This window comes from Pseudarthrobacter sp. TAF60_1, assembly GCF_052113505.1.
Classification (GTDB): domain Bacteria; phylum Actinomycetota; class Actinomycetes; order Actinomycetales; family Micrococcaceae; genus Arthrobacter.
The window spans coordinates 278,920-302,261 of sequence record NZ_JBFRDI010000002.1 but is presented as its reverse complement, the minus strand read 5'-3'; the positions used below and the strand labels follow the sequence as shown (position 1 = coordinate 302,261).

The following is a 23,342-nucleotide window of genomic DNA, read 5'->3' as shown; positions in this document are numbered from 1 at the left end:
TACGTCGTTGGCAAGAACCCCCACTTCGCCCAGGAGCGAGCCGGCAAGACGCCCTGACCGCGGGAGGCTCCGCGACAGAAGCTCCGGACAGAAGCACAGTTCCCCAAGCCAGGGAATACGCCCCAAACCGATAACCCGCTTATCCAGTTGAACCATTTTGCCGTCCCGATTCCGCCCACCGCAGGGCCAACTCATTCCCGGTTGGGTCCTTCATGCGGTCAAGCACGGCCCCGCCGCCTTCGTGTGCAAATTCCCAGGCAATGGATCAGCCGTTCGTGGCCAAGGTTCAGGTGCATAGGCGGCGACGCTGCCAAGCATCTCCGGTTCATATCCAGGCGACGACCAATGCAGCGACTGCCAGCCCTATTGCACCCTCTGGAGCCTCCACGTCTGTAGTGGACGCAAGAACGTCATCGAGTGCCCTCTGCGTCGACTGGTCGGCCGCTGCTATACGGCTTTGCTGGGATTCTTGCACGCGCGCCAGTAACGGCCAACCATGCCTTCTCTCCCCCAACGCGTTCGTCTATCAAAACTAATAGCCGCCGCCCCTCTCCCCCGCCATCTTCCAGCGCTGGCGCCGACACGACGCGCAAGCAGGTAGTCCGCCGGGAAGAATCGGGTACATCCTACGCATGTGTGGAGGACGTCAGGATCTTAGAGTCGGGGCATGGCGGCACGCTGGGTTGTCTGCTTTCCACGCATCACTGGGCAGATCAGTGTCGATCTTTCCGCCAAATGGAGACAGCGGCATTCTTCAGTTCAGTTCCTGGCTTTAGGACGACAAAATGCTGCAAGCCCTCATCCCCCAGACCCCGGAAGAAGCGCTGCAGGACGCACCGGGCAGGCCGGTGATCATGCTCAGGCCTGCTCCCGTCAGAGTGCGCTCCATTACCGGAAACGCCATCGCTTATACAGTCACACACGTCTTGGTTGTGTGGGACGCGGAGGACGAGCACCACCTCCGGTGGGAAGCTAACTGGCTGGTACGCAGGGTGCAGTAAAGCCCCTGATCGACGCGTTTTCCCGGCAAGTACCGCACTGGAAAAACTCGAGTACAAGCTACGCATGTGTTCCTGCAGTACCCGGAACTAGTGTCGTATGTAGGTGACGCTTCGGAGTGGCTGGCTCTGAGGCACCGGGTTTGGGGGCAGATTTACCCTTTCTCCTCCTTCCTCGGCAGTCACTGTCCTGGCTCTGTCAGGTCTGCCCTGCACGTTCGGCTACCTCGTGAGGTACGTGTGAGAAAACCGGCCACTTCCACTGCCCCCGCACCAGTCTTCTTCGACGCCAGCGGAAACCGTTGGCGCAGAGTCGTGAGCTGCCTCATCGCAGGGGTCCTGCTGATGCTCCTGTCCCTCGTCTACATTCTTCCGGCCGCCACTGCTCCCGTGTATCAGGGCCTTCAGAACCAGGGGGCAGATTATCCGCGCCGCCTCCTGGCCACCCAGGACCTGGATAACATCCCGAAGATCGGGTTCCGCGAGGGCGCCGCAATTTTTCACCGGATCGTCCTGGTGGAACCAAAGGATGGCGAGCTGCTCCTAAAGGATCCCTTCAGCGGCACGGTACTTCGACAAGCCACTGCCGGCGAGAAAGCGGTCATAGGCAGCAGCCGTTACGCTCTGGAGGCCTATGGGCGTCCGAAAGATCATACGATCATGCTGACTTTGGACGACGGGCCCGACCCCCGATTCACCCCTGAGATCCTGGATCTGTTGTCCAGGGAAGGCGTGCCGGCCACCTTCTTCCCCATCGGCGAAAACATCGTGAAGTATCCGGACATTTTCCGCCGCATAATCCGCGAAGGGCACATGGTGGGCAACCACACAGTGTCCCACATCGATTTCTGGGCTCACGACGACGCCACCAACCGTCAGCAGATCATCGGAGCTGACCGGCTAATGCTCGCTGCTGATAACTACCAGACCAGACTATTCAGGATCCCCACCGGTAACCCAAACAACAACACGTTGGCTCTTCTGCAGGCGCAGCAGCTTGGATACATCCACGTCGACATGGATCTCGACACCCGGGACTGGGAATTCGCGCCCGGCGTTCCCATTCCAGCTCCGACGCTGGACGGCCAGGGCCACGTCCTCCTGGTACATGACGCGGGCGGGGACCGAAGCGCCACAGTCAAGATGCTGGAAGCCTTCATCCCCGCAGCCAAAGCGCAGGGTTACACCTTCGAAACCATGCAGTCCATGCTGCCCGACGAATTTATCCCCCAGCACAACGTTGCCGCCGGGGTGCAGGACACCATGACATTGGCTGCAATGACAACGTACCTGGTCACTCCGAACATTGTCCTGACATGGTTGTTCTGGTTTGGCATCGGATCCCTGACCATCCTGACTTTCCTGTTCGTGGTTCTCGCCCTTATCAATAACGGCCGCCAGAAGCGACGCCGCTGGGATGACGTGGACGAGAAAGACTGGCCGTTCGTCAGTGTGGTCCTGCCGGTCTTCAACGAAGAACTCGTGGTGACCAAGACCCTTGACGCCCTCAAGGCCAGCGATTACCCCCGCATGGAAGTCGTCGCCATTAACGACGGCTCCACGGACGGCACCCTTGCGGTCCTTCGGGACTACGCCGAAACGTGGCCCTGCCTTCGCGTTATCGACCAGCCCAACGGCGGTAAATCAGCAGCGAGCAACAACGGAATCGCCCAATCACGCGGTGAGGTTGTGGTGACGCTCGACGGCGATACGCTGTTCGAACCGCAGACCATCAAGATGTTCGCCCGCCACTTCATCGCACCCCGGAACGGCAAGGAAGTTGCCGCAGTCGCCGGTCACGTCAAGGTCGGGAACCGCCGCAACCTCATCACAGCCTGGCAAAGCTTGGAGTACCTCTCCGGTATCTGTGTAACCCGCATGGCCGAAGGCCTGATGGGCGCGATTTCGATCGTTCCGGGGGCCTGCGCCGCGTGGCGCAGGGAAGCCCTGGTCAAGGCGGGCGGCTACTCCCATGACACACTCGCTGAAGATGCTGACCTGACGCTTTCCCTGCAACAGCTTGGCTACAGCATCGTCCAGGAAAACGAGGCTGTCGCGTGGACTGAGGCACCCCTGACAGTGAAAGGGTTGTTCAAACAACGGCTCCGCTGGACCTACGGCAACATCCAGACCTTGTACAAGCACCGCAAGATGCTCTTCAACCCCAAGTACGGGGCCCTCGGCTTGCTCACCATGCCCTACGCGCTGGTCTCGGTCCTTGTCCCGCTCGTCTTCATGCCCCTGACGGTCATTGTTGCGGTCAACAGCCTGATTCACGGGGAATGGGAGGCCATCGCCCTCTTCTCGGCTTTCGTGGCTGCAACTCACATGCTCATCTCTATCGTTGCCATCCTGATGGTCCGCGAAAACGTCCTCCACCTGCTGATGGTGCCGATCTACCGGCTCATCTACGAACCGCTCCGGGCCTACGTGGTGTTCGGTTCCGCCCTATTGGCTCTGCGGGGCACCGCGGTTGGCTGGTACAGGCCTGAGCGCACCAACAGTGTCGCCCTCCCTGCCACGCCGGGACTGACCGTCCCTGCTGCCATGCCGGCATTGGCAACGCCGGAGTCGTTGACCCTCCAGGACTCCCTATAGCTCAACAAGACAGCCTGCGTTATGCTGATCGACCCCACGAACTACGCACCTGTAAGTGCAGCTAGGTGGCATCAGTACATGCCCAAATTCTCACGGCGGGGCTGGTCCCTGATAGTACTCATGGCGGTTGTAGGCCTCGCTGGCTGCAGCTCGATGGCTTCTGATCCGCCGGGCCGGAAGGTGGAAACGACGGAAAATACGATCACTCCCGGGTGGTTCGGCGGGTATCTGGACGTCACGATTCTCCCCGGCCTGCGTCTTGAGGAATCTCCGCCTCCCGGCAAAGTTACGACCCTCCTAGCCTTTGTCACCTCCGACCCAGCCCGGCCCTGCGAACCATCCTGGGGCGGCTTTTATGATCTGGACCGGGCCAGCGAGAAGCTGTCACTCGATGCCCAGGTAGAGGCCTTCCGCAAGGCCGGCAACGACGTCGCGGTTTCTTTCGGCGGCCAGCGCGGCACCGAATTGGCCGCATCCTGCACAGACCCGGATGCTCTGGTTAACGCCTACACAACAGTCATCACCAGATACGGGATTAACACCGTGGACTTGGATGTCGAAGGCCCAAGTGCATCAGACCGTGCCGCTGCAACCAGACGCGCTACGGCAGTCGCACGTCTTCAGGCGGCGCGTGCTCCCGACTCACCACTCAGGGTCTGGCTGACCCTTCCCGTCTCACGGAACGGGCTGACGTCGGCGGCTGTCACCTCCGTTGAAACCATGCTGGAGGCGGGCGTGGAACTTTCCGGCATCAATATCATGACCATGAACTTTGGCCCGCTTGCACCCGGAATCAGCATGCGCGATACCGCGGTTGGCGCCGCGGAAGCCACCCACCGGACTCTTTCAGCGCTTTACGCGAAAGCCAACAGGCCGATCGACGACGCTGCCCTCTGGAACAGGATCGGCTTGACGCCGATGATTGGGGTCAACGACGTTCAGAGCAACGTCTTCACGTTGGAGGACGCTAAGGAACTGAGCAGTTTTGCACTTGACCGGGGCATTGGCCGGATGTCCATGTGGTCGCTGAACCGGGATACCGCCTGCAATCCCGCAGCCCAAGGCCAGACGCACAGCAGTGTTGCCAGTGACTGCAGCGGTGTTGCGCAGGAACAGGGCATGTTCGCAAAAGTGCTTGGTAGCGCACTATCGAATCAGCCTTAGGGGCAGGCCAGTGCCCGCATAAGGCTTTTTGACCGCCGGTACGACTCAGAGATGTTGGAGGCAAAGAATGAGACGAGCGATATTTTCAGCCGCAGGATTACTGGTGCTCGTGCTGGTGGCTCTTGCCAGTATCAGCACATCATCCCGGGCGGCAGGTGAAACCCTCGTCACAAATATCTTTATCACGGCCTACACATGGCAGGACAACACTCCCCCGGGTTCGCCGGAAATCAGCAACCCCGTTCTGCATGCGCAAGCAGGTGGAACCGGAACATACGAAGACCCGGTGACCATCGCCGTCGGTCATTCCAGGGCCACCGGCCAAGACGTCCTCGATCTCCCGGCGGGTACCCGGATCTATCTGCCGGATGTAAGGCGCTACTTCATTGTGGAAGACACCTGTGGGGACGGGCCCACCCCCGAGAACGGTCCCTGCCACACGGGAGCGCAAGCGCAGGGCAACGCGTCCCTGTGGATTGACATGTGGATCGGAGGCAGCGGGCAAAGCGCCTCGTTCGTCAATGCATGTACCAGTGCAGTCACAGCGGTACGCAGCGGGCTGCTCAACCCAGCCCCCAACTATGCCGTTGCGTCCGGCGCGGGAGTCATACACGACGGCAAATGTGATGCAGGCTACGGCAACGGACTCGTTGGCAGGTAACGCGGGCGCCGCGCTAGGCTCGAAACCATGACCTCCCCCACGCAGCAGAAATCACTCCGCGGCAGCACGCCCGCCATAGCGGCCGCCGCGCTGGCCGACGCAATCCTGATCCTCGTTTTCGCAGCGATCGGGAGGGACGCGCACCAACGCGCTGACGTCATCATCGGAGTCTTTCTCACCGCCTGGCCGTTCCTCGCCGGCGCCGCCCTCGCCTGGCTCGCGGCAAGGGCCTGGCGGCGTCCCCTGTCTCTTCAAGCGGGCCTGGCAATCTGGTTGGGTGCGGTTGCGGGCGGCATGGTCCTGCGGGCAATAACGGGCCAAACCGTGGTGCTCGCCTTCGTCATTGTGGCGCTCCTCAGCTTGGGCCTGTTCCTGGTGGGCTACCGCGCACTCCTGGCGCTTGTGCACAGGCTAAGGAAGTCCTGACGCCCCGCACGGCACGCGCCGCGCTCAGGACTCACTGTCGCGGCCATGTAATAGGCTGGCAAGACCACGAAGACTTGCCGGGGCACCGCTTTGGCCTACAAATCCGGAAGGATTGAACCAGTGATCACCGCATTCGTTCTGATCAAGACCGACGCCGCACGAATCCCGGAAACCGCCGAGGAGATTTCCGCGATCCCGGGAATCAGCGAGGTCTATTCCGTGACGGGTGAGTGGGATCTGATCGCAGTCGCCCGAGTAGCACGCCATGAGGATCTCGCTGACGTCATCGCAGACAAACTCTCCAAGGTTCCGGCTGTGGTTCACACCACCACCCATATCGCTTTCCGCGCATACTCCCAGCACGACCTCGACGCGGCCTTTGCGCTGGGCTTCGAGCAGTAGCACGGCCCTGAACGAAGAATGGCGGGCCCGGCTGATCAGCCCGGCCCGCCATTCTTGTTGAAAAGACGCTAAGGCCGGGTAAGTGCGACCCACTTGTCCAGGACAGCGGCGGCGGCACCCGAGTCGATTGACTCTGCAGCCCGGCCCAACGCCACACGCATGCGGTCAAGGAACGAACCCTCCGCCGCGGCATCGAAGGCCACCAGGCCGGCCGCCGCATTGACCAGCACGGCGTCCCGGGCCGCTCCGGTTTTACCGGCCAGGACATCACGCACGACGGCGGCATTCGCTTTGGCGTCCCCGCCGCGCAGTTCTTCCACAGTTGCCGGACGGACACCAAGATCAGCAGGTGAAAAGGTCAACTCGGTGACGTTGCCGTCACGGATCTCCCACACCCTGGATGGCCCGGTTGTGGTCAGTTCGTCCAACCCGTCGTTGCCCCGGAAAACAAGGCCGCGGCTCCCCCGCCGCGCAAGGACGCCGGCAACCAGCGGGGCCATCCTGGCATTTGCCACCCCAACAGCCGAGGCCTGCACCTGGGCTGGATTGGTCAGCGGCCCCAGAAAATTGAAGGCGGTGGGGACGGCCAGTTCGCGGCGCGGCACTGCGGTGTGGCGGAAGGAAGGGTGGAAGACCTGCGCGAAGCAGAACGTTATTCCGGCTTCCGACGCATTGCGTGCCACGTGCGGGACAGGGAGATCAAGCCGGACCCCCAATGCCTCCAGTACGTCGGCGGATCCGGAGGAAGACGAAGCGGCACGGTTGCCGTGCTTGACGACTTTTGCCCCGGCGCCGGCCGCAACAAGTGCGGCCATGGTGGAAATGTTGACGGTGTTGAGCTGGTCCCCGCCGGTGCCCACAATGTCCAGCTTCTCGCCGGGAATGCTGATGGGCGTTGCGTGGCGAAGCATCGCCTCCACCAGGCCCGAAATTTCATCAACTGTTTCACCCTTGGCACTGAGGGCAACAAGGAATCCAGCTATCTGCGATGGCGTCGCCTCGCCGGACATAATCCTGTCCATGGCCCACGCGGTGTTGTCCGTGGTGAGATCGGTGCCGGTGATGAGCGCTGAGATGAGCCGGGGCCAGGTGTTGCTGTCCACCGGGGAGGTTGCCTGAGAAGTCACCTCCTGATGCTATCGAGCCACCTAAGTCCTGACCAATGTGAACGTCTCCCGGAACTTTTCCGGGCAATTTCGCGTCTTTGTAGAAAAAGTCCCCCGAAAAGGCGGTTCGCGTTGGGAAGTACGGACTTTTATAGACATAATGTCTATGTGACATCTGCGACCCATGCCCCCAGTACCCCGGCGCACCCGACGCTGAACCGCCCCAACATGGTTTCTGTAGGAACCGTAGTTTGGCTGTCCAGCGAGTTGATGTTCTTCGCCGGTCTCTTCGCTATGTACTTCACACTGCGCTCCACGAGCGGACAGATGTGGGCCGAAGAGACAGCCAAGCTCAACTTCCCCTTTGCGCTCGTTAACACCATCGTCCTTGTGGCCAGTTCCTTTACTTGCCAGATGGGCGTCTTCGCCGCCGAACGGCTGCAGCCCCGCAAAACGGGCGGACCCTTCCAGTTCGCCCGCTGGGGCATGAACGAATGGTTCACCCTGACCTTCATCATGGGCGCAATCTTCGTCGCAGGCCAGAGCACGGAATACGCCATGCTGGTATCAGAGCATGTTTCGCTCTCATCCAACGCCTATGGCTCGGCCTTCTATATCACCACCGGATTCCACGGCCTGCACGTCATCGGTGGCCTCGTAGCCTTCCTCTTCATCATCGGACGCTCGTTCGCGGCGAAGAAGTTCGGCCACTTTGAGGCTACCTCGGCAATTGTCACGTCCTACTACTGGCACTTTGTGGACGTGGTCTGGATCGGCCTCTTCCTGGTCATCTACGTACTGAAGTAGTCAAGCTTTGATTCCTTTTCTACAAGAGGCAGAATTTCAAGAAGCGGCTCCCGGAGCCGGCGCAGGATCGAATAAAGGAACCACCACGTGAAGGCTCTCTCGCAAAAGCGGCGTCACCCACTCGCAGTAATAGCGCTGCTACTGATGGGACTACTCGTTACCGGGGGGCTCTACGCCGTTGCCACCACCGTCAACCAAGCGAAGGCCTCCACCACCAGCTACAGCGCAAGTGACACCGCCGAGGGCCAGAAGCTCTTCGAGGCGAACTGCGCCACGTGTCACGGCATGGGCGCCAGCGGCACGCAGGCTGGTCCCTCACTCGTAGGTGTTGGCGCAGCCGCAGTCGATTTCCAGGTCGGCACCGGCCGCATGCCGATGCAGATGAACGGACCCCAGGCCTACAAGAAGCCTGCCCAGTTCAACGACACCCAGACCCACCAGCTTTCAGGTTATGTTGCTTCCCTGGGTGCCGGCCCGGCAATTCCTGAAGAACACCTGTTAGACGAAAAGGGTGACGCTGCCGCAGGTGGTGAGCTCTTCCGCGTGAACTGCGCCATGTGCCACAACGCCGCTGCCGCCGGTGGCGCGCTGACCCGTGGCAAGTTCGCCCCGGCCCTCGCGGACGTTTCCGGCAAGCACATCTATGAAGCGATGGTCTCCGGCCCGCAGAACATGCCCGTCTTCAACGATGCGAACGTTTCGCCCGAAGGCAAGCGTGACATCATCACCTTCCTCAAGCAGATCGAATCGAACGGCTCCCCCGGCGGCGCGGACCTGGGCTCGCTTGGCCCTGTCGCCGAAGGCCTCTTCGTCTGGATCGCAGGACTCGGCGTCATCATCGCCTTCACGATCTGGCTGACATCCCGAACGTCTTAGGACACCCCGGGATTCCCAAAACTCCTGCTGCCAAGTCAGCAGTTTGACATTGAAAACTAACCCGGCAGACGCCGGGACGAGAGAAGGATGAGGCGAATTATGGGCAACCATAGTGACGGCAGTCCGAACCACTCGGGCACCGTAGCTACGGCTGGTCAGAATGAGGTGGAGAAATTCCAGGATCCTGGACTTCCCCCGCATCGTTTGCGCCTGGCTGACACGGACCCGAAGGCCGCCAAACGGGCAGAACGGCAGGTCGCTATACTTTTCGGCGTCTCCGTTGTTGGCACCCTGATCTTCCTGGTGGCGTACTTCGCCATCGATCTGGGCGCCGGCTCAGGGGCAGGCATCGCTACGATCCGCCTGCAGAACACCCTCCTGGGCCTGGGCACAGCATTCGCCATGCTCGGAATAGGCACCGGCATCGTGCATTGGGCCAAGGCCCTGATGCCCGATCACGAGGTTTCCGAGGAACGCCACGCGATCCGCACCGAAGAGGACCGCCTCGCAGCGGTTCGAATTGTGGACGACATCGTGGAGGAGACCGGCATCAAGCGCCGTCCGCTCATCCGCAACACCCTGCTTGGCGCCGTTGCCTTGGCACCTCTGCCGGCCATCGCAGTTTTTGGCGACCTGGGCCCCCGCCCGGACAACAAGCTGGCCCACACCATGTGGGCTCCCCAGGAGGGCAAGCTCAAGCGCCTCACCCGGGATCCGGACGGAACGCCTATCAAGGCCTCCGATGTCACTTTGGGGTCGGCGTTCCACGTGATTCCCGAAGGACTCAACGAACTCCATGAGGGCAAGCTCAACGAAAAGGCCAAGGCTGTTGTGCTCCTCATGCGTCTCGATCCTGCGTCCCTTCAGCCTTCGGCAGGGCGCGAGGACTGGAGTTACAACGGCATCGTTGCCTACTCCAAGATCTGTACCCACGTCGGGTGCCCTGTTGCCCTCTATGAGCAGCAGACGCACCACTTGCTGTGCCCGTGCCACCAGTCAACCTTCGACCTCACGCAAGAGTGCAAGGTAATCTTTGGTCCGGCCAGCCGGCCCCTCCCCCAGCTGCCCATTGCGGTGGACAACGAGGGCTACCTGGTCGCTACCAGCGACTTCCATGAACCTGTTGGACCTAGCTACTGGGAGCGTGATGAGCATGAGCGCAGCAACAACGCCTAGTGCACCCTTCGTCGCCAAAACCAAAGGCGGCCGCATCACCGACTTCGTCGACCAGCGTGTTGGCGGTTCGGGAATCCTCCGCGAATTCGGCCGGAAGGTCTTTCCGGACCACTGGTCGTTCATGTTTGGCGAAGTTGCCCTGTACTCCTTCGTCATCCTGCTGCTGTCCGGCACCTTCCTCACCTTCTGGTTCGATCCGTCGATGGCGGAAACCCACTACGCGGGCTCGTATGTGCCGTTGAAGAACGTGGAAATGTCGGTGGCATACAGCTCCTCGCTGAATATCTCCTTCGACATCCGCGGCGGACTCTTCATGCGCCAGGTGCACCACTGGTCTGCCCTGCTCTTTGTGGCATCCATTGCGGTTCACATGCTCCGCGTTTTCTTCACTGGTGCTTTCCGCAAACCGCGTGAAATGAACTGGGTTGTTGGCAGCGTCCTCCTGATCCTCGCCATGGCAGCCGGCTTCACCGGTTACTCCCTCCCCGATGACCTGCTGTCCGGCAACGGCCTGCGCATCATCGACGGCGTCATCAAGGCTATTCCCGTAGTGGGAACCTACATTTCCTTCTTCCTGTTCGGCGGAGAGTTCCCCGGCACGGCAGTGATTGGGCGCCTATATATGCTCCACATCCTGCTTGTCCCCGCACTGATCCTGCTGATGATCGTGCTTCACCTGTTCATGGTGGTTGTTCACAAGCACACCCAGTACCCCGGTCCCGGCCGCAACGACGGAAACGTCGTCGGCTACCCCCTGGGCCCTGTCTATGCAGCCAAAGCCGGCGGCTTCTTCTTCATCGTCTTCGGAGTCATCGCGCTCATGGCGGCGTTCTTCACGATCAACCCGATCTGGAACTACGGCCCGTACGATCCCTCCCCTGTGTCCGCCGGTACCCAGCCTGACTGGTACATCGGTTTCGTTGACGGCGCCCTGCGCCTGATGCCGGGCACCTTCGGAAACTGGCACGTCGAGCAGGTCTGGTTTGGCCACGTGTTCACCTTCAACGTGCTCCTTCCTGCGCTTGTCCCGGCCGGAATCCTGTTCACCGTGATGTTCATGTACCCCTGGATCGAACGGTGGATCACCAAGGACGACCGCGAACACCACGTGCTGGACCGTCCACGGAACGCCCCGACCCGCACGGCCATTGGCGTAGCAGGCTTTGTCTGGTACTGCGTCATGTGGGCGGCTGCCGGATCGGACCTCATTGCCACCCACTTCCACGTTTCGCTGAACGATGTGACGTACTGGCTCCGGGCGCTGTTCTTCGTTGGCCCGATCATTGCCTACATCGTCACCAAGCGTGTGGCACTGGCGCTCCAGCGCAAGGACCGCGAAATCGCGCTTCATGGCCGTGAGACAGGCCGAATCGTACGCCTTCCGCACGGCGAGTTCATCGAAGTTCATGCACCTCTTGACGAGTACAAGCGCTACAAGCTGGTCGGCTTCGAGTCACCCGCTCCGCTGGCGGCAGTTCCCAATGAACACGGAATCGTGACGCGCAAGGAAAAGCGGCGCGCATTCCTGTCCAAGTGGTTCTTCGAAGACCGCGTGGCACCGGCTACGCCTGGCGAGCTGGAGGCCGCTCACGGCCACCACGCCCCGGCAGTCGAATCGGCTGAGGAAAGCAAGAGCCTCAGCCACTGATCCACCAAGAAACAATGGGAAAGGCCCGGTCCAGTGGACCGGGCCTTTCCCATTGCCGTCAGTGGCTTCGATATCCAGAGGAATGATTCCGTGCTGTGCGGGCTCCCGGCCGTTGGAGAGGTACCCACAGTTTGTAGCGGTCCGCCCTGTAGTAGGAAACTGAATAGTCCACCATGGCGCGCGCCACAAACGCGTGGCGCTGGATTTTAAGCAGTGGGGTGCCAACGTCGACGTTGAGCAGACGAGCCGTGGACGGTGATGCGGCTGTCGCTTCAATCATGTCCTCCCCCCACTCCATGACCAGCCCGAACTGCTCGCTCAGGACGTTATAGAGGGATGTGGGCGGCTCGCTGTCGAGCAGCCCGGGGACGCGCTGGGCGGGGATGAAGTTCTCATCCACGCTCATGGGCTCTCCGTCAGCCAGCAAGAGCCGCCGGAAGCGTACCAGGGGCGTCCCCTCCTCCACCTGCAGTTCCCGGGCGAGGAAGGCACTGGCGCCGATCTGCTCGAAGCTGAGGACTTTCGCCGCCGGGACCATGCCACGGCGCTGCATCTCCTCGCTGTACGAGGTCAGCTTGACCTGCAGATCGAGTTTTGGCTTGCGGACGAAAGTACCGAGGCCAACTACCCGCTCGATCACCTCTTCCCCAACCAGGGCGTCGATGGCTTGGCGGACGGTCATTCGCGCGAGGCCGAACCGCAGGGCAAGATCGCGCTCCGACGGCAAAGCAGATCCAGGCGGACAGGATTCACTGATGTAAGCCCGCAGGAGTTCCCGGAGCTGAATATAGATGGCAACGCCGGTGTTTCGGTCAATCTCGCCCCGGATGCCCTCCGCTTTAGCAGCCACTGCGTGTCATTTCTGCTTTGCTCTTCACCCTCCAATCTTAATCCAACGCCCGCGAGGTCTAGACCAGCCACAAGACGCCCCGACGTTACTAAGGGCCACCGGAGGAGGCTATATTGGATTGGAATTTTCAGCAGGCGGATGGGGCCGTCAAGACAGAGGAGACGCTTTGCCAGTTCACAAGGCTGTGGTTTCGGCTGCGATCGGATTGCATGCCCGGCCAGCGGCGGAATTTGTCCGGGCGGTAACGGCCACAGGTCTTCCCGTTAGCATCCGGAAAGCAGGAATCCAAGGCGTAGATGCCAGATCGCTGCTCGAGGTCATGACAGCAGACTTTCCGTTCGGGTGTGAGGTGGAGCTTTCGGTCCCTGAAAACCTCCTCAACGGCCCGACAGCGCGGCACGAAGTCGAGAGGGCCCTCCGGTCCCTGGCAGCGCTTCTTGAGTCGCAGGGAGCCGCCTAGGCACCTCCACGGCCCAGTTAGGCGCTACGGCTATCGGGAGAGGCGGAGCCCGGGCGGACGGCCGCCGCAAAACAGAAGACGCTGGGCCCTACCTTGCGGTAGGGCCCAGCGTCTTTTGTTTCATGCTTAGAACACAGAACGGATCAGAGGCCCTTAGTGCGCGTGGTCTCCACGGCTGTATTCGAAGACCCAGCCGACCAGCGCCACAACGGCCAGGCCGCCGGCGATGAACATGACCCACCATCCCACCGCCAGACCGAGGAAGCCACCAGCGCATGCAAGGCCCAATACCAGCGGCCACCAGCTCCAGGGGCTGAAGTGGCCCTGTTCGCCGGCACCTTCGTGGATCTCGGCGTCGCTGCGGTCCTCAGGCCGAAGACCAACGCGCCGGCCGGTAAAGCCAAGGTAGGCGCCGATCATGCCCGCCAACCCGGCGATGAGCAGGACACCGAGCAGGCCAACCGGCTCCTTCCAGTTCGTCAGGAAACCGTAAACCAAGGCGACCGGAACGAAGAAGAATACGCCGCCTCCAAAAATCCAAGACTCGATTTTCACTGGGCTGTGTCCTTCTGGTCGGCGTTACCGAGCACAGCTGCCGCGGAAGCAGGCGACTCGACGGTGTGTACCTGGGAGAGCTCCGGGTGGTGCAGGTCCAGGGCTGGACGCTCCGACCGGATGCGAGGCAGGGACGTGAAGTTGTGGCGCGGCGGCGGGCATGAGGTGGCCCACTCCAGCGAGGCACCGAAGCCCCACGGGTCGTCCACCTCAACCTTTTCGTTGCTCCGCCACGTGATGTAGACGTTCCAGAAGAACGGGATCAGCGAGGCGCCCAGAACGAACGACGCGATGGTCGAGAACTGGTTCATCCAGGTGAAGTTGTCCTCCACCAGATAGTCCGCATACCGGCGCGGCATGCCCTCGACGCCCAGCCAGTGCTGGATGAGGAACGTTCCGTGGAAGCCCAGGAACAGCAACCAGAAGTGGATCTTGCCAAGACGCTCGTTGAGCATCTTGCCCGTCCACTTCGGCCACCAGAAATAGAACCCTGCGAACATCGCGAAGACCACGGTGCCGAATACCACGTAGTGGAAGTGCGCCACCACGAAGTATGAGTCCGAGACGTGGAAGTCCAGCGGCGGCGACGCCAGAATGATGCCGGTCAGCCCGCCGAAGAGGAACGTGACCAGGAAGCCGATGCTCCACAGCATGGGCGTTTCGAAGGTCAGGGACCCTCGCCACATGGTGCCGATCCAGTTGAAAAACTTCACGCCTGTGGGCACCGCGATCAGCATGGTCATGAACGCGAAGAACGGCAGCAGCACTGAACCCGTGACGTACATGTGGTGCGCCCACACAGTCACGGAGAGGGCAGCGATGGAGATGGTGGCATACACCAGGCCCTTGTAGCCGAAGATTGGTTTCCGGCTGAAGACCGGGAAGATCTCCGAAACGATGCCGAAGAACGGCAGCGCAATGATGTAGACCTCGGGGTGGCCGAAGAACCAGAACAGGTGCTGCCACAGCACAGCACCGCCGTTCTCCGGGTCAAAGATGTGTGCACCAAACCGGCGATCCGCACCCAACGCGAACAGAGCAGCCGCCAGTGGCGGGAATGCCATCAGGACCAGAATGGACGTGATCAGGGCGTTCCAGGTGAAGATCGGCATCCGCCACATGGTCATGCCCGGGGCACGCATGCAGATGATGGTGGTGATGAAGTTGACCGCACCGAGGATGGTGCCGAAACCGGACAATGCCAGGCCGAAGACCCACAGGTCACCGCCAATGCCGGGGCTGAAGGTGGTGTTCGAGAGCGGGGCATAGGCGAACCAGCCGAAGGAAGCAGCACCCTGAGGGGTGATGAAGCCGGAGACGGCGATGGTGGAGCCGAAGAGGAAGAACCAGAAGGCCAGCGCATTCAGCCGCGGGAACGCGACGTCCGGGGCACCGATCTGCAGGGGCATGATCACGTTCGTGAAACCGGCAAAAAGGGGCGTTGCAAACATCAGCAGCATGACAGTGCCGTGCATGGTGAACAGCTGGTTGTACTGCTCTTTGGTCTGCAGGATCTGCATGCCCGGTTCGAACAGTTCAGCCCGGATGAGCAGCGCCATGACGCCGCCCAGGCAGAAGAACACAAAGGACACGATCAGGTACATGTACCCGATGGTCTTGTGGTCCGTGGAGGTGATCCAGTTGACGACAATGCGTCCCTTGGATTTCGGAACTACGGGAGCCTCAAGGGTCCCGACAGGTGCGGATTGTGTGTAAGTAGCCACGTCGCTCCCCTACTTCGTTTCGTTCAGGTTGGGGTTGCGGTCATACTCTTCGCCGAGGAGGCCCGTGTTTCCTGCGGCCTTCAGCTTGTCCATGTGAGCCTGGAATTCAGATTCGGAGACAACCTTGACGCGGAACAGCATTTCGGAGTGGTACTCGCCGCAGAGTTCTGCGCATTTGCCGTCGTAGGTTCCCTCTTTAGTGGGAGTGAACCGGATGTAGTTGGTCTTGCCGGGGATCATGTCGCGCTTCTGCAGGAAGGCGGGAACCCAGAAAGAGTGAATGACGTCGCGTGCGTTGAGTTCCAGGTCAACGGACTTGTTAACCGGCAAGTAGAGCGTCGGAAGAGCTTCCTTATCGATGGTGTTGCCCGTCAGGTGCGCCTGAACGCCTGCTTCATAGAGGTCTTCCTGGATGACATTGCCGGACTTGTAGTTGAAGTCCCATGCCCACTGCTTTCCACGGACGTCAACAACGACGTCTGCTGGCTGTGAGCGGTCATCGATAGCCTGCTGGTCACGGTCAGTGAAGTAGAAGAAGACCAGGACCATGAAGATCGGAATGGTGAGGTAGAACACCTCCAGCGGGAGGTTGAAGCTGGTCTGCTTCGGGAAGCCAACGGTCCCTTTGCGGCGGCGGTAGGCAACCAGGCACCAGACGATCAAGCCCCACGTAATGATGCCCACAACGAGGGCGGCAATCCATGAGTTGACCCAGAGGTCCATGATCCGGTCAGTGTGATTGGTGGTGCCACGCTCGGTGGGCAGCCACCCCCTCGATACCTCTGGCGAACATCCAGTCAAAACCAACGCGCCGGCAACTGCCAAGCCTGAGATCGATGTGATCGTTTTGCGTCGGCTGCCGGTTCGGTTCTGCGAACTCACAGACGGCCCTTCCTACTTGTTGCTGTTGCCCGGCGGCTCGATGGCCTGCCGGGCACACTAAAAGTTTTACTACTCGGTGTAGAGCTTACCGCTCCGCCGGGCTTTTCGCCCACATGTCGGCGCCGTGCCTTCGTGCCGTTTTTGGCGGACGGAAAGCAGGCGCCGGCATCGGGCGAAAGGACCGGTCAGTGGAATGAATCACCACAGGCGCAGGAGCCTCCGGCATTGGGGTTGTCAATGGTGAAACCCTGCTTGGAGATGGTGTCTTCGAAGTCGATGCTCGCACCGCTGAGGTAGGGCACGCTCATCTTGTCCACTACAACTTCAACGCCGTCGTAGTCACGGACGGCATCGCCGTCGAGGAGACGCTCGTCGAAGTAGAGCTGGTAGATCAGGCCCGAGCAGCCGCCGGGCTGGACGGCAACACGGAGGCGAAGGTCTGTGCGGCCTTCCTGCTCGAGCAGGCTGCGGACCTTCCCTGCAGCGACGTCGGTCAGTTTGACCTCGTGCGCGGCCAGTTCATCGCTGGCAGCGGCTGCGGTTTCGGTGGTGTTCTCGTTCGTTGCGGTGCTCATTTGGCCTACCTTTGGACGGTCCTGGCGGCTCCGCGTCAGCGGCGCCTGCCCCTACAGATACGGTATGGGCTATAGCTACATGCTACTTCGGTCAGACGTGTAGCTCTAACTCAAAACGTAACCGTTGGTAGCCGGTCGTTTGTTCCCGGCGAGCTGGTCTGCATGGTCAACGGCTGCTTAGACGAGCCCCTCGGCATTGAGCTGCGCCAGAAGCAGCGCTTCGGCAACTACGGCGTTCCTGAAGTCGCCGATGTGCAGCGACTCGTTGGCACTGTGCGCGCGTGAGTCCGGGTCCTCCACTCCCGTCACCAGAATCTGGACATCGGGGTACACGTCCAACAGGTCGGCAATGAACGGAATCGACCCGCCAATCCCCATCTCCACGGCAGGGACACCCCAGGCCTCTCCCAGCGCCCACATGGCGGACTTCGCCGCCGCCGACGACGTATCGGCGAGGAACGAGTTGCCGCTCTCACCTGGTGTGAACACCACCTTCGCACCAAAGGGTGCGTTAGCTTCGACGTGCCGCCTTACGGCGTCCATGGCCTCTTGGGGGTTTTGGCCGGGAGCCAACCGGAGGCTGAACTTGGCGCGGGCCCTCGGGAGGAGGGTATTGGACGCCACGTCGACGGCCGGCGCGTCGAAGCCGATTATGGATAAGGCCGGCTTGGTCCAGAGCCGTGAAGCGATGCTTCCCGTGCCAGCCAGCCGTACGCCGTCGAGCACGGACGAATCCGTGCGGTACTCCCCTTCCGTGAGGTCCACACCGGCGTTGTCGTAGGCAACCAGGCCGTCAATGGCCACGTTGCCCTCCGCATCGTGGAGTGTTGCGATTAGCCGGGAAAGCAGGGTGGGTGCATCCAGCACCGGGCCGCCGAACATCCCGGAATGAACGGCATGCTCGAGCACCTGGACTTCAATGGTGCCGTCCACGAGGCCGCGCAAGCTGGTGGTCAGGGCCGGTACGCCCACCTTCCAGTTGCTGGAGTCTGCAACAACAATCACATCTGCCCGCAGCAGTTCACGGTGCGTTTCGAGGAACGTGCGGAAGGTGGGCGAGCCGGCCTCCTCTTCGCCTTCAAAAAAGAATGTGACACCAAGGCCGAACTCCTCGCCCAGAACATCGGACACCGCAGTGTAGGCCGCCACATGGGCCATGATTCCGGCCTTGTCGTCAGCAGCGCCGCGCCCGTAGAGCCTTCCATTGCGTTCGACGGCGGCAAACGGCTCGGACTCCCACAGCGCGGGATCCCCGGGGGGCTGTACGTCATGGTGGGCGTAGAGCAGAATGGTCGGCTTCCCTGCGGCGGCCGGCCGCCGTGCGACGACGGCGGGCCCTCCCGGACTGCCGTCTTCCTTGTGGCTGCGCAGGACCTGGACTTCGTCGAGCCCTGCGGCGCGGAGCAAGTCAGCCACGGCAGCCGCGCTGGCGTCCAAAGGCGCCGGATCGAAACTTGGCCACGCGATCCCGGGTATGGATACCAGATCTTTGAGCCGGCTCAGGGTGACATCGAAGGAACGGGCTACGGCCTGCCGCAGCCCCGCCCCATCGATGGGTCGCAAGGAGGGGGTGGAGCCGGGGGTACCGACGTCGGGAGTTCTGGCGTCAGGGGGCGTTTGCGCTGGATTGGGTGTCATGGCGATCACACTACCCGCGCAGAATCCATTAGGCCGCAAGGTATTCTGTTCAAGTGTTCGGACGTAAAAAGGAAGCGCCTACGGCGCAGGAATCAATAGACCAGCAGGCCGCTGAAGCGGCCGCCCGGCAGGATGCCGCGTTGGGCAAGGGTGCGCCCACTCCCAAGCGCAAAGCTCAGGAAGCGGCCCGAAAGAGGCCCCTGGTGCCGGAGGACCGGAAGGCGTCCAAGGCTGCTGAACGGCAGGCGGTCCAGGACCAGCGAGCCAAAATGCGCCAGGCCCTGGATACCGGTGACGAGAAATTCCTCCCGTTGCGTGACAAAGGTCCGCAGAAACGCTATGCCCGCGACTACGTTGATGCGCGCTTCAGCCTCGGCGAATACCTGATGTTCGGCGCACTGGTGTTTGTGATCATCTCCCTGATTGTGCCCGCCTCCAGCGAGCAGATGGTTTATGTCCTGGGCGGCTTCTGGGTAATGTTCCTGGCCGTTTTTGTCGACGTGTTCATTCTGTCCCGCCAGCTCCGCAAGAAACTGACGGCAAAGTTCGGTGAAGCTGAGCGCGGTACCGTCTGGTACGGCTCAATGCGTTCGATGCAGTTCCGCAAACTGCGGCTGCCCAAGCCCCTCGTCAAGCGCGGTCAGTACCCCTCCTGATCGGCGCCTGACCGATCAGGTCCTCGTGACAAAAAATCCCCGGCGGTCCGACCGCCGGGGATTTTTTCTGCCGTTCGGTCCTTATGACCTCTGCATTTTGGCGAGCTCACGGTTGATCCGCGCTGCCCAGAAAGGGCCTTCGTAGAGGAACGCTGTGTACCCCTGGACCAGGGTTGCCCCGGCATCCAGCCGTTCCTGGACATCCTTCGCGCTTTCGACGCCGCCTACGGCCACGAGGGTGACGGCGCCCCCGGTGGCTTCCTTGAGCCGGCGCAGGACCTCAAGTGACCGCCGCTTCAGCGGTGCCCCGGACAAGCCACCGGCCCCGCATGCCTCCACTTTCGCTGGCGTCGACTTAAGGCCGGAGCGCCCGATGGTGGTGTTGGTGGCAATGATTCCGTCCAACTTCAGGTCCAGCGCGAGCCGCGCAACGTCGTCGATGTCCTCGTCACTGAGGTCGGGGGCAATTTTCACGAGCAGCGGGACATGGCGGCCGGCTGCTTTGTCCGCCTCCTCCCCCACCGCAGCGAGCAGCGGGCGGAGCGTCTGGACATCCTGCAGGAGGCGAAGCCCGGGGGTGTTGGGCGAGCTGACATTGACCACCAGGTAGTCGGCCGCCGGGGCCAGGCTCCGGGCACTGATGAGGTAGTCGGCCACGGCGTCGTCCAGCTCGACGACCTTGCTTTTGCCGATATTCACGCCAATCATGGGGCGAACGTTCGGGTGCTTACGCTGAAGCGCTGCCCGGGCAGCTTTGAGGCGCGGCTCGACGGCGGCCGCGCCGTCGTTGTTGAAACCCATCCGGTTGATCACAGCGCGGTCTTCAACCAGGCGGAAAAGGCGCGGTTTCTCATTACCGGGCTGGGCCTGGCCGGTGATGGTGCCCACCTCGACGTGGCCGAAGCCGAGCTCCGTCAGGGCTTCGATGCCCAGCCCTTCCTTGTCGAAACCGGCTGCAAGGCCGAACGGTGACGGGAAGGTGACGCCAAAGGCAGTGGTCTGCAGGGACGGCGCTGGAGCCGTAAACCGATGAATCAACCGGCCTGCACCAGAGGTGTGGGCAAGCTTGACCCCTTTGAATCCGATCTTGTGGGCGCGTTCGGCGTCCATCCATGAAAAGGCCAGCTTAAAGAAAGTCGGATATACGCGCATGGCTCTAGTTTTCCGCCTTGGGCGGTCCAGACCAAACCGGGCACGTCATAGCTCGTTGCCCGGCTACGATGAAGCCATGGAGTGGCAGCCTGACATCCTCGGTGCGGGCTTCGAAGCATGCACATTCGAAGCATCGGGAGCCGACGGCGTCCGGCGGACCGCGACCCTGGTTCGGTATCGCCCCGGAGCCGGCGAACCCGACACAGCTCGGCGAGTCACCCAGCACCGTGGCACACAGCAGCCCCTTCGGCGGACCGTGCTGTTCCTGCACGGCTGGAGCGACTATTTCTTCAACGTTGACCTTGCGGACTTCTGGACGCGCAGCGGATACGAGTTCTATGCCCTGGACATGCACAATCACGGCCGCAGCCTGCGCCCGGAGGCGCCGGGCGGCTACGTGGCGGACCTTGCAAACTACGACGCCGAAATCGGCCAAGCCGTGGCCATGATCCGGGCCGATTCAGGCGGCACGGAACAGGAACTGACTCTTATGGGCCATTCCACCGGCGGCCTCGTGGCGGCCTTGTGGGTCAGCCGCCACCCGGGAGAAGTCTCGCACCTGATACTGAACAGCCCGTGGCTGGAGATGCATGGCAGCTCACTGGTACGCCGGGCAGCCTCCACGATGGTGCGGCCGGTGGCGCGCTTCCGTCCCGAGGCCATCCTGAGACTGCCCGAACGGGGGTTCTACTGGCGGACTATCAGCAATGCGGCGGATGGCGAGTGGGCCCTTGATGACAGGTTCCGGCCGCCGATGGCTTTCCCACTCCGCGCCGGTTGGCTGAGTGCCGTCCTGTCCGGTCATGCCCAGGTGGCGCGGGGGCTAGGCATCGATATCCCTATTTTGGTGCTGCTCTCGCGAGGCAGTGCCAACGGTCCGTTCTGGACCGAGGAAATGCGGCGGACCGATGCCGTGCTGGACGTGAACATCATCGCCCTCCGGGCGCTCACCTTGGGGCGGACGGTCACTGTGGAGCGCATTGAAGGCGCACTCCATGACGTCTTCCTCTCACCTGTTGACGTGCGGGCAGACGCCTATGCCCGGCTCGCCCGCTGGTTGCGGGGCTACGGCACCGTGGCGCCTGGCCCCGGCGGCATTGGACCAGGTGGATGAGGGGGCCCATGTCTAACACAGAGCGGATGGCTGCTCCCGAACCGGCAATGACGGCGCTTCCGGAACCTGGCGCAAGTCCCTGGGCCGAAGATTTCCTGGGCCCCTCCTTTCAGTTCCGCCCGTTGTTGTTAATGCCCGACGACGAAGGGGACGTGGTTGCCACCCTCATCCGTTACGCCGGGGCACCGGGGGCTGCCAACACTGTTGGGTCCCCAGTGAAGGTGGTGCTTTACCTGCATGGCTGGGCAGACTATTTTCTCCAGGCCGAACTGGCCGAGCATCTCTCGGCAGAGGGCTTCCGCTTTTACGCGCTGGATCTCCGAAAGTTCGGGCGGAGCCTGAGGGAGGGGCAGACCCCCGGCTACGCGACAGATCTCCGGATTTATGATGAAGACCTGGGCGCTGCACTAGCGGCGATCAAGGCCGACCTATCGCATCTGACTGGGCCGGACGGGTCTCCCGCAGTGCACGTTCTGGCTCATTCCTTCGGCGGCCTCATCGCAGCGCTGTGGGCGGACCGCCATCCTGGGGAACTGGCCACGCTCACTCTCAATGCCCCATGGCTGGAACTACAGGGCAGCAGCCTGGTCCGGAACCTGGCCACGCGCCTGGTGGAGCCGGTAGCGCGGGCAGACCCGAGGCGTCCCTTCCTCTTGCCGGAGATGCCCGGCTATTGGCAAAGCGTCAGCAGCGAAGCACATGGCGAGTGGCAGCTCCATCCCGTTTGGCGGCCGGTCACTTCGTTTCCCATCAGGGCTGGCTGGGTGAAGGCGGTCCTGGCGGGCCACGCCGCCGTCGCCAGAGGACTGAACATCACAGCGCCGGTACTCGTGCTGCTCTCAGACCGGACCAGGATCCAGGCTGAGTGGACCGAGGAGCTGATGCACGCCGATGCCGTGATCGACGTCGAAGAAACCGCCACTCGGGCTCTCCGGCTTGGGCGGCGGGTTACAGTCTTTCGTTATCCTGGTGCGATTCACGACATCTTTCTTTCGCAGCGACGCATCCGGGAGGAGGCCTACCGTGACGTCGGCTGCTGGGTGGAGTCCTACCCTTGCGGTGAGGCTGCGTCCACAGCGCCCCCGTAGCGCCTGTCGCGTTCGGCGTAGATCTCCACGGCTTTCCAGAGCGTCCGGCGGTCCACATCCGGCCACAGGGTGTCCATAAAGACGAACTCGGCGTATGCCGACTGCCACAGCAGGAAGTTCGAGAGCCGCTGTTCCCCGGAGCTGCGCAGAAACAGGTCAACATCGGGCAAGTCAGGTTCGTCCAGGAACCTCTGAATCGTTTTCTCCGAAATTGCGCCAGGCTTGAGCCGCCCCGCCGCCACCTCTTCGGCAATGGCCGACACCGCATCCGTGATTTCGGCCCGGCCGCCGTAATTAACACACATGGTCAACGTGCATGTGCTGTTCCCGGCGGTGAACTCCTCGGCTTCTTCGAGTTCGCGGATGACCGAACCCCACAGTTTGGGCCGGCGTCCGGACCATCGGACACGGACACCCCAGTCGTCCAATTGGTTCCGTTGCCTGCGAAGCACATCCTTGTTAAAGCCCATCAGGAAGCGGACTTCTTCCGGAGAGCGGCGCCAGTTTTCCGTGGAAAACGCATAGACACTCACATACTCAATGCCGAGTTCGATGGCGCCGGCCATCACATCAAGCAAGGCGGGCTCGCCGGCTTTGTGACCCTCGATCCGCGGTAGGCCACGCTGGTTAGCCCAGCGGCCGTTGCCGTCCATCACGATGGCCACATGGCGGGGGATGAACTCGGCCGGGATGCTCGGCGCAACCGCGCCGGAAGGATGCGGGTAGGGCGCCACCACGGGGGCCGTCCGCGTCCGTGAGGGGTTCTTCTTTTTTCCCAACGCCACT

Annotated in this window: 23 protein-coding genes; 14 read left to right on the top strand and 9 right to left on the bottom strand. The window is 61.9% G+C overall.

Going from position 1 to position 23,342, the window contains the following annotated elements; translation table 11 throughout:
• Positions 1–785 precede the first annotated feature (785 nt).
• The 6 genes from AB4Y73_RS03650 to AB4Y73_RS03625 all read left to right on the top strand — a co-directional run bounded on the left by AB4Y73_RS03650 (position 786) and on the right by AB4Y73_RS03625 (position 6,249).
• Positions 786–1,001: a hypothetical protein gene (locus AB4Y73_RS03650; protein ID WP_441868586.1), complete on the top strand. Its 216-nt coding sequence runs from the start codon at positions 786–788 to the stop codon at positions 999–1,001.
• A 312-nt stretch (positions 1,002–1,313) separates the two neighbouring features.
• The gene (locus tag AB4Y73_RS03645) at positions 1,314–3,596 is read left to right on the top strand and encodes a bifunctional polysaccharide deacetylase/glycosyltransferase family 2 protein (protein ID WP_441868583.1); all 2,283 of its coding nucleotides are present in this window, start codon (positions 1,314–1,316) and stop codon (positions 3,594–3,596) included.
• Between the two features lie 78 nt (positions 3,597–3,674).
• A complete protein-coding gene (locus AB4Y73_RS03640; RefSeq protein ID WP_441868580.1) occupies positions 3,675–4,760 on the top strand; it encodes a chitinase in 1,086 nt (361 codons plus the stop codon).
• Between the two features lie 67 nt (positions 4,761–4,827).
• Positions 4,828–5,421, top strand: a complete 594-nt coding sequence (locus AB4Y73_RS03635; RefSeq protein ID WP_441868577.1) for a hypothetical protein — start codon at positions 4,828–4,830, stop codon at positions 5,419–5,421.
• A gap of 27 nt (positions 5,422–5,448) precedes the next feature.
• Positions 5,449–5,847 carry a DUF3054 domain-containing protein gene (locus AB4Y73_RS03630; protein WP_441868574.1) on the top strand — a complete coding sequence of 133 codons (399 nt, stop codon included), beginning with the start codon at positions 5,449–5,451 and terminating at the stop codon, positions 5,845–5,847.
• 120 nt (positions 5,848–5,967) lie between these two features.
• Positions 5,968–6,249, top strand: a complete 282-nt coding sequence (locus tag AB4Y73_RS03625) for an Lrp/AsnC family transcriptional regulator (RefSeq protein ID WP_056340053.1) — start codon at positions 5,968–5,970, stop codon at positions 6,247–6,249.
• 68 nt (positions 6,250–6,317) lie between these two features.
• Here AB4Y73_RS03625 and trpD read toward each other — a convergent pair whose 3' ends face one another.
• Entirely contained in the window at positions 6,318–7,376 is a 1,059-nt protein-coding gene (gene trpD / locus AB4Y73_RS03620; RefSeq protein WP_441868570.1) for an anthranilate phosphoribosyltransferase, read from the bottom strand.
• Between the two features lie 147 nt (positions 7,377–7,523).
• On the opposite strand from trpD, the gene ctaE reads away from it, so the two are divergent.
• From ctaE to qcrB, 4 genes are all read left to right on the top strand, one after another.
• The gene (ctaE, locus tag AB4Y73_RS03615) at positions 7,524–8,162 is read left to right on the top strand and encodes an aa3-type cytochrome oxidase subunit III (RefSeq protein WP_441868567.1); all 639 of its coding nucleotides are present in this window, start codon (positions 7,524–7,526) and stop codon (positions 8,160–8,162) included.
• 87 nt (positions 8,163–8,249) lie between these two features.
• Entirely contained in the window at positions 8,250–9,038 is a 789-nt protein-coding gene (gene qcrC, locus AB4Y73_RS03610; RefSeq protein ID WP_441868564.1) for a cytochrome bc1 complex diheme cytochrome c subunit, read from the top strand.
• A 99-nt stretch (positions 9,039–9,137) separates the two neighbouring features.
• Positions 9,138–10,214, top strand: a complete 1,077-nt coding sequence (qcrA, locus tag AB4Y73_RS03605; RefSeq protein WP_441868561.1) for a cytochrome bc1 complex Rieske iron-sulfur subunit — start codon at positions 9,138–9,140, stop codon at positions 10,212–10,214.
• Positions 10,192–11,862, top strand: coding sequence for a cytochrome bc1 complex cytochrome b subunit (gene qcrB, locus AB4Y73_RS03600; RefSeq protein WP_441868558.1), 1,671 nt, complete (start codon positions 10,192–10,194; stop codon positions 11,860–11,862). Before qcrA ends, qcrB begins: the two co-directional genes overlap by 23 nt.
• 58 nt (positions 11,863–11,920) lie before the next feature.
• On the opposite strand, the gene AB4Y73_RS03595 is transcribed toward qcrB, so the two are convergent.
• Positions 11,921–12,712, bottom strand: a complete 792-nt coding sequence (locus AB4Y73_RS03595) for a GntR family transcriptional regulator (RefSeq protein ID WP_441868555.1) — start codon at positions 12,710–12,712, stop codon at positions 11,921–11,923.
• Between AB4Y73_RS03595 and AB4Y73_RS03590 the strand changes: the two genes are divergently transcribed.
• A complete protein-coding gene (locus AB4Y73_RS03590; protein ID WP_441868552.1) occupies positions 12,654–13,172 on the top strand; it encodes an HPr family phosphocarrier protein in 519 nt (172 codons plus the stop codon). The genes AB4Y73_RS03595 and AB4Y73_RS03590 overlap by 59 nt on opposite strands.
• A gap of 153 nt (positions 13,173–13,325) precedes the next feature.
• Here AB4Y73_RS03590 and AB4Y73_RS03585 read toward each other — a convergent pair whose 3' ends face one another.
• From AB4Y73_RS03585 to AB4Y73_RS03565, 5 genes are all read right to left on the bottom strand, one after another.
• A complete protein-coding gene (locus tag AB4Y73_RS03585; RefSeq protein WP_441868549.1) occupies positions 13,326–13,727 on the bottom strand; it encodes a cytochrome c oxidase subunit 4 in 402 nt (133 codons plus the stop codon).
• On the bottom strand, positions 13,724–15,451 hold the full coding sequence (gene ctaD / locus AB4Y73_RS03580) for an aa3-type cytochrome oxidase subunit I (RefSeq protein ID WP_441868546.1): 1,728 nt from the start codon (positions 15,449–15,451) through the stop codon (positions 13,724–13,726). The genes AB4Y73_RS03585 and ctaD overlap by 4 nt, the downstream gene beginning before the upstream one ends.
• Before the next feature lie 9 nt (positions 15,452–15,460).
• Positions 15,461–16,333 (bottom strand): aa3-type cytochrome oxidase subunit II, encoded by an 873-nt coding sequence (gene ctaC / locus AB4Y73_RS03575; protein WP_441868543.1) that lies wholly within the window; start codon positions 16,331–16,333, stop codon positions 15,461–15,463.
• Positions 16,334–16,518: 185 nt separating this feature from the next.
• On the bottom strand, positions 16,519–16,908 hold the full coding sequence (locus tag AB4Y73_RS03570; protein WP_190988351.1) for a HesB/IscA family protein: 390 nt from the start codon (positions 16,906–16,908) through the stop codon (positions 16,519–16,521).
• A 177-nt stretch (positions 16,909–17,085) separates the two neighbouring features.
• Positions 17,086–18,546, bottom strand: a complete 1,461-nt coding sequence (locus AB4Y73_RS03565; RefSeq protein ID WP_441868540.1) for a dipeptidase — start codon at positions 18,544–18,546, stop codon at positions 17,086–17,088.
• Positions 18,547–18,599: 53 nt separating this feature from the next.
• Here AB4Y73_RS03565 and AB4Y73_RS03560 point away from each other — a divergent pair, with 53 nt between their 5' ends.
• Entirely contained in the window at positions 18,600–19,202 is a 603-nt protein-coding gene (locus tag AB4Y73_RS03560; protein WP_441868537.1) for a DUF3043 domain-containing protein, read from the top strand.
• Between the two features lie 81 nt (positions 19,203–19,283).
• Here AB4Y73_RS03560 and AB4Y73_RS03555 read toward each other — a convergent pair whose 3' ends face one another.
• Positions 19,284–20,354 (bottom strand): quinone-dependent dihydroorotate dehydrogenase, encoded by a 1,071-nt coding sequence (locus AB4Y73_RS03555; protein WP_441868534.1) that lies wholly within the window; start codon positions 20,352–20,354, stop codon positions 19,284–19,286.
• 76 nt (positions 20,355–20,430) lie between these two features.
• On the opposite strand from AB4Y73_RS03555, the gene AB4Y73_RS03550 reads away from it, so the two are divergent.
• Both AB4Y73_RS03550 and AB4Y73_RS03545 read left to right on the top strand, forming a co-directional pair.
• Complete coding sequence (locus AB4Y73_RS03550) at positions 20,431–21,468, top strand: alpha/beta hydrolase (protein ID WP_441868531.1); 1,038 nt, start codon at positions 20,431–20,433, stop codon at positions 21,466–21,468.
• A 47-nt stretch (positions 21,469–21,515) separates the two neighbouring features.
• The gene (locus AB4Y73_RS03545; RefSeq protein WP_441868610.1) at positions 21,516–22,556 is read left to right on the top strand and encodes an alpha/beta hydrolase; all 1,041 of its coding nucleotides are present in this window, start codon (positions 21,516–21,518) and stop codon (positions 22,554–22,556) included.
• On the opposite strand, the gene AB4Y73_RS03540 is transcribed toward AB4Y73_RS03545, so the two are convergent.
• Positions 22,517–23,341 (bottom strand): isoprenyl transferase, encoded by an 825-nt coding sequence (locus tag AB4Y73_RS03540; RefSeq protein ID WP_441868528.1) that lies wholly within the window; start codon positions 23,339–23,341, stop codon positions 22,517–22,519. The genes AB4Y73_RS03545 and AB4Y73_RS03540 overlap by 40 nt on opposite strands.
• Between the last annotated feature and the right edge of the window lies 1 nt (position 23,342).

Bases quoted from the DNA above. Each gene is read 5' to 3' on its own strand.
- AB4Y73_RS03635 (WP_441868577.1), top strand. From the start codon at position 4,828: ATGAGACGAGCGATATTTTCAGCCGCAGGATTACTGGTGCTCGTGCTG.
- qcrB (WP_441868558.1), top strand. From the start codon at position 10,192: ATGAGCGCAGCAACAACGCCTAGTGCACCCTTCGTCGCCAAAACCAAA.
- AB4Y73_RS03545 (WP_441868610.1), top strand. From the start codon at position 21,516: ATGACGGCGCTTCCGGAACCTGGCGCAAGTCCCTGGGCCGAAGATTTC.
- AB4Y73_RS03590 (WP_441868552.1), top strand. From the start codon at position 12,654: ATGGCAACGCCGGTGTTTCGGTCAATCTCGCCCCGGATGCCCTCCGCT.
- AB4Y73_RS03570 (WP_190988351.1), bottom strand. From the start codon at position 16,908: ATGAGCACCGCAACGAACGAGAACACCACCGAAACCGCAGCCGCTGCC.
- AB4Y73_RS03565 (WP_441868540.1), bottom strand. From the start codon at position 18,546: ATGACACCCAATCCAGCGCAAACGCCCCCTGACGCCAGAACTCCCGAC.
- AB4Y73_RS03555 (WP_441868534.1), bottom strand. From the start codon at position 20,354: ATGCGCGTATATCCGACTTTCTTTAAGCTGGCCTTTTCATGGATGGAC.
- AB4Y73_RS03650 (WP_441868586.1), top strand. From the start codon at position 786: ATGCTGCAAGCCCTCATCCCCCAGACCCCGGAAGAAGCGCTGCAGGAC.
- AB4Y73_RS03630 (WP_441868574.1), top strand. From the start codon at position 5,449: ATGACCTCCCCCACGCAGCAGAAATCACTCCGCGGCAGCACGCCCGCC.
- AB4Y73_RS03550 (WP_441868531.1), top strand. From the start codon at position 20,431: ATGGAGTGGCAGCCTGACATCCTCGGTGCGGGCTTCGAAGCATGCACA.
- qcrA (WP_441868561.1), top strand. From the start codon at position 9,138: ATGGGCAACCATAGTGACGGCAGTCCGAACCACTCGGGCACCGTAGCT.
- AB4Y73_RS03640 (WP_441868580.1), top strand. From the start codon at position 3,675: ATGCCCAAATTCTCACGGCGGGGCTGGTCCCTGATAGTACTCATGGCG.